14 protein-coding genes and 1 riboswitch are annotated in these 17918 nt (G+C 41.9%); of the genes, 10 read left to right on the top strand and 4 right to left on the bottom strand.

What is annotated here, in order from left to right:
* Positions 1-29: 29 nt before the first annotated feature.
* The 7 genes from rsmE to H5125_RS03335 all read left to right on the top strand — a co-directional run bounded on the left by rsmE (position 30) and on the right by H5125_RS03335 (position 7900).
* A complete protein-coding gene (gene rsmE, locus H5125_RS03365; protein ID WP_182743540.1) occupies positions 30-770 on the top strand; it encodes a 16S rRNA (uracil(1498)-N(3))-methyltransferase in 741 nt (246 codons plus the stop codon).
* A gap of 38 nt (positions 771-808) precedes the next feature.
* A complete protein-coding gene (gene gshB, locus H5125_RS03360; RefSeq protein ID WP_101086196.1) occupies positions 809-1762 on the top strand; it encodes a glutathione synthase in 954 nt (317 codons plus the stop codon).
* Positions 1763-1863: 101 nt separating this feature from the next.
* Complete coding sequence (locus H5125_RS03355; protein WP_242445122.1) at positions 1864-3138, top strand: alkaline phosphatase; 1275 nt, start codon at positions 1864-1866, stop codon at positions 3136-3138.
* Between the two features lie 107 nt (positions 3139-3245).
* Positions 3246-4292 carry a class I SAM-dependent methyltransferase gene (locus H5125_RS03350; RefSeq protein ID WP_182743539.1) on the top strand — a complete coding sequence of 349 codons (1047 nt, stop codon included), beginning with the start codon at positions 3246-3248 and terminating at the stop codon, positions 4290-4292.
* A gap of 177 nt (positions 4293-4469) precedes the next feature.
* The gene (locus H5125_RS03345) at positions 4470-6137 is read left to right on the top strand and encodes a DUF342 domain-containing protein (RefSeq protein WP_182743538.1); all 1668 of its coding nucleotides are present in this window, start codon (positions 4470-4472) and stop codon (positions 6135-6137) included.
* Between the two features lie 43 nt (positions 6138-6180).
* Positions 6181-6543 (top strand): DUF4144 domain-containing protein, encoded by a 363-nt coding sequence (locus H5125_RS03340; protein WP_162022252.1) that lies wholly within the window; start codon positions 6181-6183, stop codon positions 6541-6543.
* A gap of 220 nt (positions 6544-6763) precedes the next feature.
* Entirely contained in the window at positions 6764-7900 is a 1137-nt protein-coding gene (locus H5125_RS03335; protein WP_101086201.1) for a site-2 protease family protein, read from the top strand.
* Between the two features lie 71 nt (positions 7901-7971).
* Here the strand turns inward: H5125_RS03335 and H5125_RS03330 are convergent, their stop codons facing one another.
* From H5125_RS03330 to H5125_RS03320, 3 genes are all read right to left on the bottom strand, one after another.
* On the bottom strand, positions 7972-9090 hold the full coding sequence (locus tag H5125_RS03330; RefSeq protein ID WP_182743537.1) for a succinylglutamate desuccinylase/aspartoacylase family protein: 1119 nt from the start codon (positions 9088-9090) through the stop codon (positions 7972-7974).
* Positions 9091-9094: 4 nt separating this feature from the next.
* Complete coding sequence (gene lysC / locus H5125_RS03325; RefSeq protein ID WP_182743536.1) at positions 9095-10474, bottom strand: lysine-sensitive aspartokinase 3; 1380 nt, start codon at positions 10472-10474, stop codon at positions 9095-9097.
* Positions 10475-10608: 134 nt separating this feature from the next.
* A riboswitch (Lysine riboswitch) is annotated at positions 10609-10783 on the bottom strand.
* Positions 10784-11023: 240 nt separating this feature from the next.
* Positions 11024-11503, bottom strand: a complete 480-nt coding sequence (locus tag H5125_RS03320) for a DUF3293 domain-containing protein (protein ID WP_101086204.1) — start codon at positions 11501-11503, stop codon at positions 11024-11026.
* A gap of 675 nt (positions 11504-12178) precedes the next feature.
* Here H5125_RS03320 and arcA point away from each other — a divergent pair.
* On the top strand, positions 12179-12895 hold the full coding sequence (gene arcA, locus H5125_RS03315) for a two-component system response regulator ArcA (protein ID WP_011636021.1): 717 nt from the start codon (positions 12179-12181) through the stop codon (positions 12893-12895).
* An 89-nt stretch (positions 12896-12984) separates the two neighbouring features.
* Here arcA and H5125_RS03310 read toward each other — a convergent pair whose 3' ends face one another.
* Positions 12985-15282 carry a S9 family peptidase gene (locus H5125_RS03310; RefSeq protein WP_182743535.1) on the bottom strand — a complete coding sequence of 766 codons (2298 nt, stop codon included), beginning with the start codon at positions 15280-15282 and terminating at the stop codon, positions 12985-12987.
* 172 nt (positions 15283-15454) lie between these two features.
* On the opposite strand from H5125_RS03310, the gene H5125_RS03305 reads away from it, so the two are divergent.
* The gene (locus H5125_RS03305) at positions 15455-16447 is read left to right on the top strand and encodes a class 1 fructose-bisphosphatase (RefSeq protein WP_101086206.1); all 993 of its coding nucleotides are present in this window, start codon (positions 15455-15457) and stop codon (positions 16445-16447) included.
* Between the two features lie 206 nt (positions 16448-16653).
* Entirely contained in the window at positions 16654-17865 is a 1212-nt protein-coding gene (locus H5125_RS03300) for a hypothetical protein (RefSeq protein ID WP_182743534.1), read from the top strand.
* Positions 17866-17918: the final 53 nt, after the last annotated feature.

The raw sequence follows: 17918 nt of genomic DNA, 5'->3' as shown, positions 1-17918 counted from the left end.
GAACAATTGGTTAAATAAGGTCAACACTGATGAGAGTCCCACGCATTTTTCAGCCCCTAGACAATTTACAACAAGGGCAAACTCTTCAATTAGATGAGGATGGTGTCGCCCACATTGGCCGAGTGTTGCGCATGGGAATGGGTGATCGCATCAGCTTGTTTAACGGTGACGGCAATGATTACTTAACTGAAATTATTGAAACCAGTAAGAAATCGATTGCTGTCACGGTCTTAAGTTGTGAGGTTAACAACAGTGAATCGCCGTTAGACTTGCATTTAGGCCAGGTGATTTCACGCGGAGACCGGATGGAGTTTACGGTTCAGAAGTCAGTAGAGTTGGGTGTAACAACCATTACTCCGTTATTTTCTGATCGTTGTGGTGTCAAACTGAGTGGTGAGCGCTTAGACAAAAAACTGCAACAATGGCAAAAAATTGTTATCAGTGCCTGTGAACAATCTGGCCGCAGTATTGTTCCGGTTGTTCGTCCTGCAATGACATTGGCACAATGGTGTGAAGAATCCACCGAAGCCTTAAAACTGAATTTGCACCCGAGAGCCTCACACGGTATTAATGGTTTGCAGTTATCCGGTCAACACCACAAAGTAAGATTATTAATTGGCCCAGAAGGCGGTTTATCTGACGAAGAAATTGCCATGACCGAAACCCAACATTTTACCGACATTTTATTGGGGCCAAGGGTACTTAGAACTGAAACAGCGTCATTAACTGCCATTACCGCATTACAAGTTAAATTTGGCGATATTGGGTAAACCGATATCTTCCCTGCACATTATTAAAGGATACACACATGATTAAGCTCGGTATTGTTATGGACCCGATTAGCGACATAAACATCAAAAAAGATTCGAGCTTTGCGATGTTATTGGACGCACAAGCACGCGGCTACCAATTGTTTTATATGGAAATGCATGACCTTGCAATGGTCAACGGTAAAGCCATGGCCACGATGCGTGAATTGTCGGTTAAGCAAGATGCTGATCAATGGTTTACCTTAGGCGAGTCAGTTGATACGCCCTTAGCCGAACTTGATGTGATCTTAATGCGTAAAGATCCACCATTTGATACCGAATTCATCTACGCGACTTATATGCTCGAACGTGCGGAAGAAGAAGGCGTATTGATTGTTAACAAACCGCAAAGCTTACGTGATGCCAATGAAAAACTGTTTACAGCATGGTTTTCTGAATTTACCCCAGACACTATTGTCACCCGCGATGCTAAACGCATCAGAGCATTCCACCAGCTAAAACAAGACATCATTTTAAAACCGCTAGATGGTATGGGCGGTACGTCTATTTTTAGAGTGAAAAAAGATGACCCTAACGTTGGCGTGATTATCGAAACATTAACCAGTTATGGTCAACAATACGCGATGGCGCAAGCCTTTATTCCAGAAATCACTCAAGGTGATAAGCGTATTTTAGTGGTGGACGGTGAACCGGTACCTTATGCATTAGCCCGTATCCCGATGAAAGGTGAAACCCGTGGCAACTTAGCTGCTGGCGGTAGTGGTGTAGCCCAACCATTATCGGAAAGTGATTGGAAAATTGCTCGTGCTATTGGTCCAGAATTGAAAAAGCGTGGCCTTATTTTTGTCGGCTTAGACGTTATTGGCGATAAGTTAACTGAAATCAATGTGACTAGTCCAACCTGCATTAAAGAAATTGAAGCAGCGTTCGATGTTAATATTACCGGCATGCTTATGGATGCCATCGAAGCCCGTATTAGTCAGCAAAAATAGGATTAATCATGCATTTTTTATCTACCTACCAACGGATAATCGGTAGATTATTATTGGTATCTAGCTTGATCGTAACGGGTGCAATGGCTGATGAAGTCGTTATGTCACCTGTAGTCGCTAATACAGCAAGCAATAATGTGCCAACCGTCGGTCCATCAAGACCCAAAAATATTATCATTATGATTGGTGATGGTATGGGACCGGCTTACACCACAGCTTATCGTTACTATAAAGATAATCCTGAAACGGAAGAGATTGAACAAACGGTTTTTGATCGCTTACTCGTTGGTATGGCAAGCACTTACCCAGCTTCTATCAGTGGTTATGTCACCGACTCTGCCGCATCTGCCACTGCATTATCAACTGGAGTTAAAAGTTATAATGGTGCCATTGCCGTTGATACCGAAAAACGCCCACTCACAACCTTAATGGAAAAAGCCAAAGCATTAGGCTTATCTACTGGCGTAGCGGTTACCTCCCAAGTAAACCATGCTACACCGGCAGCATTTTTGGCTCATAACGAAAGCCGTAGTAATTACATAGACATTGCAGAAGCTTATTTAGCATCTGATGCTGATGTGATTCTTGGTGGTGGCCAGCAATATTTCACCCCAACATTACTTGAGCAGTTTAGCGCGAAAGGCTACCAACACATCACTGAATTCTCTGAGCTAGAATCAGTGACTACGCCAAAAGTATTGGGGCTGTTTGCTGATGTACAATTGCCTTGGGTGATTAATGATAAACAAGCGCATAAACTCAGCCATATGACCCAAAAGGCATTAGATTTACTATCACAAAATGAACAAGGTTTTGTGTTATTGGTAGAAGGCAGCTTAATTGACTGGGCAGGTCACAGTAACGATATTGCTACCGCGATGGGTGAAATGGATGAATTTGCATCCGCTATCGAAGTGGTTGAACAATTTGTTCGCCAAAGTAAAGACACCCTTATGGTTGTGACAGCAGATCATAATACCGGTGGATTATCAGTTGGTGCACATGACAAATACGAATGGCACCCTGAAGTACTGCATAAGGTTCAAGCCAGCCCTGATGTTATTGCTACCCGTGCCATTGCCGAAGATAACTGGCAACCTTTAACGGCGACGCTACTTGGTTTTACACCAAATGAAGCGCAATACAGTCAATTACAAAGCGCACGCATGCAAGGTAATGAGCCATTATCAATCGCACTACGTAAACTCATTGATATTGAATCGAATACCGGTTGGACAAGTGGCGGTCATACCGCGATGGATGTTCAAGTCTTTGCAGAAGGCCCAGGTGCGAGATTATTTAGCGGTCATCAAGACAATATTGATATTGCGATTAAGATGTTTAGCTTACTACCGCAATCGGTGCAAACACCTTAATCACTGACTGACTGACGACTATGTCTAACACAATCCCCGTTATCGAAGTGGGGGGTTGTGTTAATATCAGCGTGTTTATCTTATCACTAGCATTATGAGCAACCGACGTGTTAACAAATCCTTCTCAAGCGTTAATTAGAAACAGCAAATACTTTCAGCAACACAATGTGTTAGTGCTCAATTATGAAGCTGATACCTTTGCATATCAATGTCTTGAGTTTGCCGATAATGTCACCGCCCTAGCGCTAGACTTTAATCATCACCTCACATTGTCCTCTTGCGCTAATGAAAAATTACAATGCTATTTTGGCCATCAACTGCCTGAGTCATTAGCTGATGCAAAATTTGATAGCGTCATTATTTACTTTCCAAAAGCTAAACCCTTAATGGGCTATTTACTGCAACTGGCTGCACAACATTTAAATATCGATGGCCAATTGATGATTGTGGGTGAAAATAAAGGTGGAGTTAAATCAATTGATAAACTCACACCTGATTATTACTCAACCCCGATCAAGCAAGATAATGCCCGCCATTGTCTAGTGTATGTCAGTTATTTAACCCAAGCAGCACCAACGCTATCCATAAGCGATTGGGTAAGCCAATATTCACTAGAAACCCCACAGGGAACACTGCAAATTTGTAATACTGTCGGTGTTTTCAGCGAGAAACGTCTCGATCAGGGTACCGAATTACTGCTGTCACATTTACCGGATAACTTACGCGGCAGAGTACTCGATTTTGGTTGTGGTGCAGGGGTCATTACAGCTGCATTGCTAAAAGCCAATCCAGAGTTAACCATTGAGTGCATTGATATCAATGCAATGGCGTTACTCTCATGTGAATTAACCCTAGCAGCCAATAGTATGCAGGCAAAGGTCTATCCTTCAGATGGGTTTAATCAAATCTCAGGCAAGTTCGATGGTATTATCTCCAACCCGCCATTTCATGATGGGTTAACCAGCACGACTGATATTGCCACGCAATTTGTCCAACAAAGTGCTATTAGGCTGACATCACAAGGTGTATGGCAGATTGTCGCTAATCGCCATTTGCCTTATTCAGAGACGATAGCGACGCATTTTGGCAAAGTGAATGTGGTAGCGGAAAACAATAAGTATAAATTGTATTTCCATCAACACTCATACCAATAATACTCCGCACCTCAAACCGCTTCACTTATAAGCGACAAAGCAAGCTTACTGCTGGAAATGCAGATTAATATCAGCTAAATTGGCTTAAAGGCAAAATAACGCACATTTTGTAATTCATTTCGTTGGTATTCTATTTGCCTGTTATGACCTGATATAAAAATAAAAACAAAGGATGTTATGTTAGAGCCCTCAATCGTCGCACTAAGTGCTGATAAAAATAAAGTGGAATTACGTATAATTCCCAATACTCACGGCCCAGTTTCAGCAGAGGATATTAACGCCTTACTCACACAGGCGGCTTTTGCTATGCTGTTTCCTATTGCCCCTGCAATTGCTAAAGCGGTAGCGGAAGTTAATGCTCTATGCGGTCAAAACTCCGGAACTCACGAACTCTTTTTTGCCATTGCCGAACGTAAAGACGGTATCGTTAATATCAGTGTCAGTGACGATAAAATGCAAGCCAGTATGAAAATCACTTCAGCTTGGGGCGGCAAAGATATTACCCTGCCAGATGTACTTAATACCCTTAAAACTCAAAAAATTAAAATGGGATTGAGTAAACCTAAAATCATGGCATTAATGCAGCGTTTGTCGATATTGCCACCAGGAGAAACCTGTGAAGGCGTCATAGCTTGCGGTAAAGCAGCCGTTAACGGCGACAATGCGATATTAACCCGAAAAGTCGCCTTAGCTCGTGAGCGCTTATTACAACCACAAGAACGCGAAGACGGCTCGGTCGACATGCGTAATTTAGGCGCACTAATTACCGTTAAGCCCAATGATTTACTGATGGTTAAAAACCCTTCAACCATCGGCACCCCTGGTTTTAATGTTCACGGCGATGTACTGCAACAAATTCCTGGTAAAGATAAACCAATGGAACCAGGCACAGGCACCAGCTTACACCCTAAAGATCAACATAAACTCATCGCCACAGTGTCTGGTCAGCCAGTTGAAAATCGCAGCGGTATGCAAGTTGACGATATGCTGCAAATTAAAGATGTAGACGTTCGCTATGGCCACGTTAATTTTAAAGGCAGTGTTTTAATCACTGGCGATGTGCACGAAGGTATGGAAGTAAAAGCTAGCGGTGACGTAACGGTAATGGGCTTTGTTGAGTCCGCGTCTATTGAAGCTCAAGGTGATGTCATTGTCAGTAAAGGTGTTATTGGCCGTTTAATTAAAGAGCACGATCTCAGCACTAAAATAAAAGCTACCGGACAAATTTGTGCCCAGTTTGTGCAGTATTCCCATTTAGAGGCCCTAGGCAATATTCTAGTCACCAAGCAGTTACTTCACAGTCACTCAACCTCAGGTGACACTATTACCGTCAGTGATGCCCAAGCAAGACGAGGTGACTTAATCGGCGGCATTGCTACTGCAGCAAAAGGCATTAGAGCCATTGCATTTGGTGCTACCGCCGGCACTAAAACGGAATTGTTTTGTGCCATGCATCATGGTGAATTAAAGCAAGAACTTAAAGAGTTAGATGACAGTATTAAAGGCATGGTTGTTGCGGGCTTAGAAATAGAAGCAAGATTACGTAAATTACCGCCCAAAACGGAATGGCAAAGCGATGCCGGCATGATTGAGCAAGTCAAAATGATGCTCGAGCAAAAAAATCAAATGGCAGAAGAACGTATGAAAGAAGAACTAGAATACACTCAACATCTTAACGAAGTTGAAGGCTACTATAATAATTACGTCATCAAAGCTGAAAAACACATTTTCACCAACGTCGAAATTCATATAGGTGCGGCATTCAATCGCAGCCAACGTGAACATGGGCCGTGTATTGTAAAAAACGTCAATCAAGAAGTATCATTCGATTACAGTAATCGATAACAATCAGTTGGTAAGACAATAAAAAGTGGACAAACAGATAACTATGCAACAGATACATTGGCCGGCCATACTGCAGTTTGATCAAGATGATGAGCTAATGTATCTGGTTAACTATCAAGATTGGTTGGGCTTTATTTGCGCCAACCAATTTACCGTCCACGCTGAAGATAAACTCATCGACAATGCCGGCCATGTGTATAGCATCCAGAAACATCCGCCACAGGATCCCAGCGTGGCTGAACTGCCTGTACTGGTTAAGCTAAGTCAAGATATGAGCGTGTTACAGTTACTGCCACTGGTACGCCAGTATGGTCAGTTTCAAGGACATTGCTGCAGTGCAAAAATTGTCTTTACCACCATAGAGCAAGGTATTGCGACCGTGGCTGAATTAGAACATCTGTATTAACAACGTATTCAGACTGAAGATTAACAGCACATAACACCTCCATTTTTAGCATTACTAACCTTCAATTTACCAACAACAGACTCATGTTACTTACCTTAATCACTCAATCATAAATCTAAGCTAATGATTAACAAATATAATGGTAAAACCCATTGAGCAACACACACAGCTCTGGCAAAATGCCTCTATGCTCACTGTCCATAAACCCTGAGAATCCTTAATGGAATTACTAAATATTGAATGTCTAGGTAAACGTCTGCGACTAGAAGGCTCGATTGCGGGCTGGCAGCAACTTTATTGGGACAATCAACTGGTATCACAAAAGTCTGCAAGCGCTAGTGACCAAGCCTTTCATATTCATTCATTTGAACTGACCACTCAAACGTCAGTACCGACTGAAACAAATATCAACCACGACGAACCCGTTAAACCCAATATTGGTTCACTACCGGTACGATTAGAAATCGATGTTAACTGGCAACCGTTTCAACTGGATTATTGTTTATTAATAGATGATGAATCCATAACCCAAGGTCAACGAACCGTTGAAGATATTGAGCGTCAAACACCTGAAATTGCAGCAGTAAAAAACCAAAAGCTCAGTGTTGTTGGACTGGCATCATTAGGTTTTAAGCTACTAAAAAGTGCCAAGGTGGTTAAAGTCCTTTTTGCGGGAGCCAGTGTTGCGGCCTATTCATGGTTATTTTCATTTGAATTTGCCTTAGCCCTCATCGGCTGCTTAGTGTTTCATGAATATGGCCATATTAGAGCGATGAAACATTTCGGCATGAAAACCAAAGGGATCTATTTAATCCCTTTTGTGGGCGGCTTAGCGCTAAGTGATGAACGTATCAACACCCGCTGGCAAGATGTGTATATTTCGATTATGGGCCCGACTTTTGGACTCATTTTATCGATTATCTCACTTGGACTTTATTGGCTAACAGGCAACATATTCTTTGCCGGATTAGCAACATTCAATGCGCTGCTAAATCTGTTTAATTTACTGCCCATTTTACCTCTCGATGGCGGTCATATTTTAAAAAGCATCAGCTTTTCAATGAATAGTGTTGTCGGTCTAGTTGCTTGTATTGCTGGTGCCGCTATCGGTGTGTTCATTAGCTATAGCTTAGGGCTCGCCTTGCTGGGCTTTTTGTTACTGATCGGCAGTGTAGAAATTGTATTTGAATGGCGCGGTCGCCATCAAAGTCATTTATTGCCGTTAGATCGTTACGGGCAAATTTTCTCTACCGTATGGTATTTACTCACGGTAGCAAGTTTAGTGGGCATTATTTGGTATTTTGCTGCTTCTGGTAACGAAATGTTAGCGATTCCGCTACAGATTTTAGGCAGTTAATTGCAATTTACGCATCGACAAAAACGCCTGCAATTGCAGGCGTTTTTGTTTTACTTAGCCAAAGCAGTTAATCAACTAGGCTGTAATGGAAACACATTAGTCATCACCTTATACAACTCTGTGCCTTGGAGTACCGACGCAGAAGCAAAATGCAAAATAGGCACACAATCCATGGGTAAACTAATGGCTTGGTAAGCCTGTTCAGTACCATACAAATCTATGCGTAAAATGTTCGCTAAAGGTTTGCCTGCGGTTAATGGTTCACCGACACTGGCACAATATTCAATTAAGCCAGCTTTAGGTGCATGAAACTTCTTATAATCCTTCAAGTAACACCCAAACCTTTCCATACTGGCTGGATAAACTTTTTCAGCAATCACGCCACGGTGACTTAAATAAGCCAGTATGCCTTTGGCATCCTCTAACGCGTCAGCTAAATCAATCCGTTCTTGGCTTGCAAGCTCTAAGGTAAATGCTGACACAGGTACCGAAAATTCACGGCCTTGACTGGCTGCATACTCGGTTAACTGCCACCAAGGACAAAAGGTAGCTTCATCCATCGCGCCACCAAAACTATTGGGGATAACCAAGGTATACGGGATCGAGAAAAATCTCGCCGCATCAATATCATACTCAGGGCAGTACAAGTGTTTGCACGACTTAGGGCCGGTATGCAAATCAAGCACTATATCTGCTTGATGTGCCATAGCCTGTAAATTTACTGCTAACCGATGACCTGTTGAAATCCCAAAAGAATGAGTTAGGCGCGCCAGGCAAGTTTCTACCAACATTGAACGATAGGCGCAAAACAGCTCACTATTGGTTAAACGTTGGTGCTCGGCATACCAAGTTTGAATATCGACTTGATGATCAAAGTACTCGCGGTTCCAATTAACCCCTGTAATGGGATCAAAACGCCCTAAAGTAAACTCACCACTCTTTTGATTAATCCCTAAAGGATTGGCTAAGGGTGCAAGCGTAATATCACCTAAAACCTGGTAACCTTCCAATAAGGTCATCAGTTGATAAATCACCGCATTACCTTGCACTTCAGCACCATGAACATTGGCCTGAATATACACGCTAGGCGCAACACTCTCGCGACCAATGAATGAGTATACTGGAACGGTCAATGCGTGTCCTGTCGCCAGTTCTCCAACTTGAACTGACGATTGTATTGCTTTAGTCATATGATTACTCAAACAAGTTTTGGTGCAAGGCATTAACCACTTGCGCCGCTTCCGACTCTGCAACCAACACACATAAATTATGTGGGCTTGCGCCTTGGCAAATCATCCGAACATTATGGTTTTCAAGCACTTTAAACACCCTACTACAAATGCCAGCCGTTGATGCTATGCGATTACCGATGATGGCGATTAACGCTAAATCTTCCTCGACTCTTACACGACAATGTTGCGATAACTCTTGTAATAACGACTCACTGAGTAAGCCCTGGCCACTTGAATCTGAACCGGTTTTATCTAGGGTTAACGATACGTTAACCTCTGAGGTAGTGATTAAATCGACTGATATTTTGTGTCGCGCTAAGGTCGCGAACGTTTCAGCCAAAAAGCCCTGAGCATGTAACATTTGCAAGCTATGCAAGTTAAGTAAAGTTTGATCACGGCGTAACGCCACCGCTCTAAACACTGGGGTATCTTCAACTTGATGACGGATCCAAGTTCCGCCCATTTCAGGCGCTTTACTTGAACCTACAAACACCTGAATTTTTTGTCTTACTGCCGGTAAGATGGTGGCGGGATGCAATACTTTAGCGCCAAAGGTCGCCATCTCAGCCGCTTCATTAAAGCTAATTTCAGCAATCGGGCGGGCATTGGGGGCAAGGCGTGGGTCAGTGGTATAAATACCGGCCACATCGGTCCAAATCTCAACCGCTGTAGCACGAAGCGCTTCGGCAAGTAATGCCGCCGAATAGTCACTACCACCACGGCCTAATGTTGTTGTTCGTCCCTCTTCATCAGCACCAATAAAGCCTTGGGTAACGATAACGTAACGCGCAAGTAATGGCTGTAAAAAGTCACCTGCTAACATTGAAATAGCTTCAATTTGTGGCTCTGCGCGACCAAAGTGACTGTCGGTACGTAATACTTGGCGCACATCAAAATGATTTGAAGCAGTGCCCTTTTCCCGAATAACCGCAGAAAATAAAATCGATGAACATTGCTCTCCCGTCGACAGTAACTCGTCCATAACCGCTTTGCTGCGATTCAGCTCTAACGATTCACTGAGTACTGACATCCGGCTGAGTATTTTATCAATACTGGCTGCCACGTCTTGCGGACGACCGAGTTCATCTAATATCGCATATTGAATTTGAGCAATTTGCTTAAGTAATACCAAGCGACGCTCGTCATTAACATTAGCTTGAGTTAACTCAACTAATAAATTGGTCACTCCGCTGGAGGCGCTTACTACCACAAGGCGAGTAGCTTGATTAGCCAACACAATATCTGCACAACGGCTCATAGAGGCGTAATCAGCAACTGACGTGCCGCCAAATTTGGCAACGACTAATTCTGGGGTATCTATTTCAGACTGAACAAAGCTCATACTGATGCCTCCGCTGTTTGCGAAAGACTCAAAAATAAGATGTGATTTACTAACATGATATACGCTCCGAACACACTACGTTCGAAGAGCCTGGTGCTAAGATAACGCACCCTTATAGAAGGGAAACAGCAATCATCACCAGAAGCTCTCCACCAAAAAAATAGGTGACAATCGTTAGGATTCAGCCTAATCGACCGATATCAATGTTTGCCAAACAAACTGATACCTCGGCGCTAATCTCCATCATAAGTGGTCATCGGATTGGCATCCTCTCACTTACTACCTAGTTAACGCTCCTCTTCTGTTCCTCCCGAAGGAGGGAGTTGAAAATAGCAAAAAACACCCTATCAAGTCAATCAGCAAACACAGTAAAAATACACTGTTTTGATAAAAAATATCGCTGCAGTGAAATATTATGCAGCTGCGACTTCAGAGCAATGATTGTTCTCTATTACGAAAAAATGCCCATAAATATCCAAAAAACATAATTAACCGCAAATTACCGAGACAATCTAGTAAGTATTGTCTCAAAATAATGTGTTAATTATTTTATCGCAGCTGTGCAGTTTTAATTACGTCATTATTTACCCAGTTATACGAACCTATCTCTGGCAACTCGCTCACCATCCTTAATCGGTGATTAAAAATTCCCATATCAACTTCAGGTTTGATGCTATCAAGGCATGCAATCAAAGATAGCAAACCTTGATTAACGTAGTAAATTGCATGTTGATTAAATTCTCGACCAAGCTCAACAGCTTGTTCTTTATCAATAAAAATAGCCCAGCTCTTTTCCATATGCGACAAATCAGGTGCTGCACCGATTAACGCACGATAGGGACGATTATATTGTTGAATTTTAAATTGAAGCTGACGATCGAGTAAGCGATTTTGACTAGGAGAGAGTCTTGAACCACGGGGGTTATGGGCAGTAACAATAGCAAATGGGAAATCATGAGAAAGGCGTTGAGTAAACAAAAAATGAGTACTTTGATACTCATTCCACAATGTATCTATAACATTTTCCATAATAAATTTTCGTCAATTAAGCCAAAATTAGTCTAGCAGATAGGTTTGATTTCTAAAAGGTTTACGATCTAAATCAGCAGTACTATATTAGAAAACTATTAATTATTATTATCTTAGCAAGGTTAATCTTTCATATACTCGAGTGTTATATTAATTTTTTAACATTTAATTTGTTAACAAATGCCTAAAACGAGTACAATAACCATTACGCACTATTAAATCACTGTAGCAAAGTTAGCTACATACACCTCAAAAACTCAGCAAATGTTGTTGTGAGTGTGATGATTTTTTGATGTAAAGTTTACAGTCGTACTAAATTTGTTCTACATTTGATAAAACATTAATACGATTAAATAAGTTTGCAATAGAAGGAACTATCTTTCTAAATGGCATTCATAGTAAGTAAGCTTAAGTGCAACAAATTTTACACCATCATGAATAAGTGCAAACGCGTGCCTTGACGTAGTGGTAATTAATCGACGTAAGCAGACTCAGTAACCAGTATTAAGTGTTACATAATAGAGTTTATAGAGAGTGTTTAATTCAGGGTAGACATAGATAAACACCAAAAAATATCGGAATCTTAGCGCATTAGCTAAAGCGCTATTGCAATCTATTAGCACACAGTTCGCAAACAGTGGCTAGAATCGAATTTTATAAAATCAGGTAAATATCATGCAAAATCCGCACATTTTAATTGTTGAAGATGAAGCTGTAACTCGTAATACATTACGCAGTATTTTTGAAGCTGAAGGTTATGTTGTCACTGAAGCTAACGACGGCGCAGAAATGCATAAAGCCATGCAAGACAATAAGATTAATCTTGTTGTTATGGATATTAATTTACCAGGCAAAAACGGCTTATTATTAGCTCGTGAGCTACGTGAAATTAATAACATCGGTCTTATTTTCTTGACTGGCCGTGATAACGAAGTTGATAAGATTCTAGGTCTTGAAATTGGTGCAGATGATTACATCACTAAACCATTCAACCCTCGCGAATTAACGATCCGTGCTCGTAACCTATTAACTCGCGTTAATAATGCTGCCGCAGAAACTGAAGAAAAAGGTTCTGTTGAGTATTACCGTTTTAACGGTTGGAGCTTAGAAATCAATAGCCGTTCTTTGGTTAACCCACAAGGTGAAGCTTATAAGCTACCACGCAGCGAGTTCCGTGCGATGCTTCACTTTGTTGAAAACCCAGGTAAGATTTTAACTCGTGCTGACTTGTTGTTAAAAATGACTGGCCGTGAATTAAAGCCTCATGACCGCACCGTTGATGTGACAATACGTCGCATCCGTAAGCACTTTGAAAGCTTGCCTGATACGCCAGAAATCATCGCGACAATTCACGGTGAAGGCTATCGTTTTTGTGGTGACCTAGAAGCGTAATCTTTTAAGGTTAACCGCAATAAAAAACCAGGTGAATCACCTGGTTTTTTTATATCTGCTTTTTCGTTAATCCTTTAACACAATAGTGATTACTTCAGCTGTTGATCTAAGAATGCCGCTAATGATTTATATAAATGATTACGCACTTTCTCGCCACGCATTGAATGCTTAGACCCTGGGTAATCCATCATTTGGAATAACTTACCCTCATCTTGCAACGCTTTATATACTCTAGTGCTGTTTTCAAACAGAACGTTATCATCAGCCATACCGTGATACATCAATAAGCCCGATTGATAATTTTTGACATAAGGTAAAATGCTGCTGGCGTCGTAACCTTTTTTATTGGTTTGCGGGTTCCCCATATAACGCTCAGTATAATGAGTGTCGTACAAACGCCAATCCGTTACTGGCGCACCCGATATTGCCGCTTTAAAATAACCCGGCGCCTTAAACTGACTCATCAACGCCATATAACCACCATAACTGTGACCATAAATAGCAACATTGTCACCATCAATAAACGGCAAGCTACGTAAGTAATCAACGCCAACTTTTTGATCGTTTACTTCAGCATCACCCATGTTTTGATAAATGACATGTTCAAATTGCGTGCCTCGGTGCGCTGAGCCACGATTATCTAATTGAAATACCGCATAGCCTTGCTGCAGTAAATATTGAGTAAAATAATCTGCCTCGCTCCAGCTATTGACCACTAACTGAGCATGCGGTCCACCATATACGCGCACCACAACCGGATACTGTTTAGCGGCATCAAAAGGCACCGGTTTAAACAGTCTGTATTGTAATGCTTGACCATCTTCCGCTGTTAATTGACCAAAATCAGGCATTTGCCATAAACCAGCATAATCATAAAGCGGATGATTTTTATCAATGTTATTTTGCTCAACCCAAGCTAACTGCTTGCCAGAATCATTGTGTAAACTTATCTGCGGCGGCTGCTGTAAACTACTAAAGTAATCTAAATAAACGGGCTTTTTATCCGCAAATACAGCCTCATGCATACCCGATGCTTGGCTAATTCGCTCAATAGAGTCCATGCCTTTATTAAGATTAACGCGGTACAAATGACGTTCAACAACACTGTCTTTACGACCGCTAAAATATACCCAACCCGTTGCTTCATCGACATACTCAAGCGCATCAACAGCCCAATCACCTTGGGTTAATTGCTTAAGTTGTTTGCCTTGTAAGTCAAATAAATACAGATGATTAAATCCATCACGCTCAGAACCCCAAATAAAGGCCGCTTGTTGCTTTAGGAAGTGTAAATCATTGTTTAAATTTACCCATGCTTTGCTGCGCTCTTCAATCGCCGTTTTAACTTGTGTCGGCTGAGAGATTGCAGCAATGCGTAAATCCAACGTTTGTTGATCGCGGCTTTGCCATTGGAACGACACATGCTGGCTGTCGGGTAGCCAATCTACGCGAGGTAAATACATGTCTTTTTGTTTGCCCAAATCAATCCAGCTAATAGTGCGATCTTTTAAGGTCACGACACCCAGTGCGATCTCTACATTGGCTTTGCCTGCATAAGGGTAACGCTGCTCGGTTAATTTAATGCCCTCGGCGTAAATTTCATTACGAGTCACTAACTCCACACCCGTTTCATCAATACGAGTAAAGGCGATAGCAGACTCATCGGGCGCCCACCAATAACCTGTCATACGGTCCATTTCTTCTTGGGCGACAAACTCTGCCATAGCATTTTTAATCGGCCCTTTACCGTCTGTGGTGAGTGCTGTTACTTTTTGGTTATCCAATGACAATACAAATAAGTTTTGATCGCGTACAAACGATACAAAGTGACCTTTCGGAGACAAACGCGCATCGGTTGCAAAACCGTCACCGGTTGCAAGCTCAGCCACTTTATTACTGGCAACGTCATATAAATACAACTTACCCGCTGCAGGGATTAAAATATGTTGGCTGTCTTCAGACCAGAAATACTCCATGATCCCTTGGCCGTAAATACGTTGACGCTCTCGTCGAGCTTTTTCTTCATCAGACAGCTCTCCTGCCTCTAATTGATCAGCATTAATCAGTACACTGCGCTTACCAGTCGCGATATCCATTTGCCATAAATCATACAAATGTTGATTATCAGCACGGCTTGATAAATAAGTTACACGTTTTCCGTTAGGCGATAAGGCCAACCCGCGTGGGCTAGAACCCGCTAAGGCTGGTGACGCATGAACACGTTCGATGGTCAGTGGTGTAGTGCTACCGTTGATTGCAGTCAGTGTTGCGGTGGTTGATGAGTTCATGATGCTGCCTTTAGCGGTTGCTGAAAAAACCGGGCTAGTAAAAAGGAGTGGCACGGCAGACACTGCCGCTAAAGCATGATGCTTCCATGTTATTGTCATTATTAATCCTTGGGGCAATTCAATCCGCCCACATTTTGCCTCAATTTACAGTAAAACCAAAACCCCAGATAACAATCGCTGAAATTAGCGCCATTGTGGGGTATGATTTGCACATAACTGATAAGAATTAACAACATCGACCTTAACCTCGCAAAATCTCATAGGAAAAATCATGCAGACTTTGGCACAAACCCTTAGCGCACAAGCCGTAAACGCGTCTTTAACACAACTACTATTAACCTTAGCTGACACCTCAAAAGCCATTAGTGGTGCGGTTCGTCACGGTGCATTAGCGGGTGTTTTGGGTGCAACAGAGCAAGAAAACATTCAAGGCGAAACCCAGAAAAAACTGGATGTGATCACCAATGACATGCTTAAAGATGCCCTTAAAACCGATGGCAATGTACGTGGTTTAGCGTCTGAAGAAGAAGATTATGTGGTTGAGGTGAACGCTAAAGGTGAATACTTAGTGTGTTTTGATCCACTCGATGGCTCATCAAATATCGATATCAACTCATTAGTGGGCACTATTTTTTCGGTATTACCAGCACCTACCGGAGAGTTAAACGAACAAAGCTTTTTACAAGCTGGCCGCAAACAAGTTGCTGCGGGTTATGTGTTGTATGGCCCATCAACCATGATGGCGCTAACCACTGGTCAAGGCACTCAGTTTTATACTCTTGCTCCAGACAGCCAAGAGTTTCTTCTGACCGACAATAACGTGCAAATAACCCCGGACACCGCCGAGTTTGCCATTAATATGTCAAACCAGCGTTTTTGGGAAGCACCAATGCAAACCTATATTGCCGATTTATTACTCGGAGAAATAGGACCTCGAGAGCAATCATTTAATATGCGTTGGATTGCTGCAATGGTAGGTGATGTGCATCGGGTATTGTGTCGTGGTGGGATTTTCTCTTACCCGACAGACAATAAAAACCCAGCCAAACCGTTTAAGTTACGCTTAATGTATGAAGCCAACCCAATGGCATTACTAGTTGAGCAAGCTGGCGGTAAAGCATCAACAGGTTATGAAACTATTTTGGACATTCAGCCAACCGAAATCCATCAGCGCGTTGCGGTAATTTTAGGTAGCGCAAACGAAGTTGATACTTGCTTGAGCTATCACGGTATTGATTACAGCGAAGAGCCATCAATTGATTAATTGATTATGCTGTAAAAAAACCGCCTTTTGGCGGTTTTTTCATTTATGCGCTGCAGTTGAGCTCATTGATGATCTAACTGACGCGAATAAACACAGTTAACCAAAATACAAATTTGAATCATTAGGCACCAGTAAAGAATCATTTCTTTACAATAACTTAAATACCCACTAAGTTATTTTCAGGATATTAATTAAGGACTATAACGATGCCGCCCGCCAAACCATCGAATAAAAAAATATATATTGCGGCTATTTTACTCTTACTGCTTATTAGCATGAGTACTTATGCTTATCTGATGTCCACTAAAGCCCCTGCAATAGAAATTGGCACTATTTTAGTGCTTCCGGTGCAACTCGCGACAGACAACACAGACTCGCAATGGAATCGCTATGCCGCAATGGATGTGCTTATCCATCAGCTAAATGTCGGTGTTAGTTACCCATTACTGCAAACCGAAGATATTATAAATATCATCTCGCTTATCTCTAATGACCACTTGAGCCAAGCTGCCGATATTAAGCAATTAATGGCCATCTCCGGTGCGGGACTGGTGATTGAATCCAACATTACCGGCGCCAATAATCAATATCAATTAGCGTTTACATTACATCAGCAGCATCATACAGAAGCAGGAGTCGTTAACGCTTCAAGCATCGAGCAAGTATTATCAGCTGCAGCAAAGATGATTACTCAGCGGCTCAATCCACAACACAGTTTACAAAATAATTTACAACAGAATCAAAAAGATAACAAGACAGAAACTCAATACCATTCACGTCTTAGTTCCCCCCTGTTGTTCAATGCAATGACACAACTACAACTTGGCGACATTAAAGCTGCTGAGCAGCACTTATCCAAGCTCATAAAATCCACACCCGATAACTTAGTTGCCATGCGTCTGCTAGCTAACATCCAATTGCAGCAACATCAATATCAACAGCTTAATACCACATTGATAGCAGCAATCGATCTAGCTACACATCAGCAAGATGAGCGAGAGCTAGCCAGATTAAGATTGTTATTAGCGCAAAGCTATACCGAAACCGACAGGATAGAACAAGCATTAGGTGTACTTACTATTGCCAAAACCAATGCTGCTAAAGTGAAAGACTGGCTAACATTAGGTTATATTTCACAGCTTGCTGGCATGATAAACCAGCGCATAAGTCGCAATGATGAAGCCAGAGAGCAGTTTAAAAAAGCCATTGAATATCATCAAATGATGAACTATCCCATCGGGCAAACACAGGCGTTGAATGAATTGGCTGAACTTGAGGTGATTGAGTTTAACTACCCACAAGCTTATCGCTATATTAATCGCTCTTATGAACAGGTCGCTCATCGCGGTTTAGATGATTTAGAAAAAACGACATTCAAGCTGATGACTAAGATAGAAAATAAAATGCAGCATAGATAGCATCTACTATATTCGCATCAATTTAAAGCCTTAAGCATATGACCTTAAACATA

This window comes from Shewanella sp. SR44-4, from assembly GCF_014163715.1.
Taxonomy (GTDB): domain Bacteria; phylum Pseudomonadota; class Gammaproteobacteria; order Enterobacterales; family Shewanellaceae; genus Shewanella.
The sequence above is the reverse complement of the archived record's forward strand: the minus strand, read 5'-3'. Positions and strand labels throughout refer to the sequence as shown.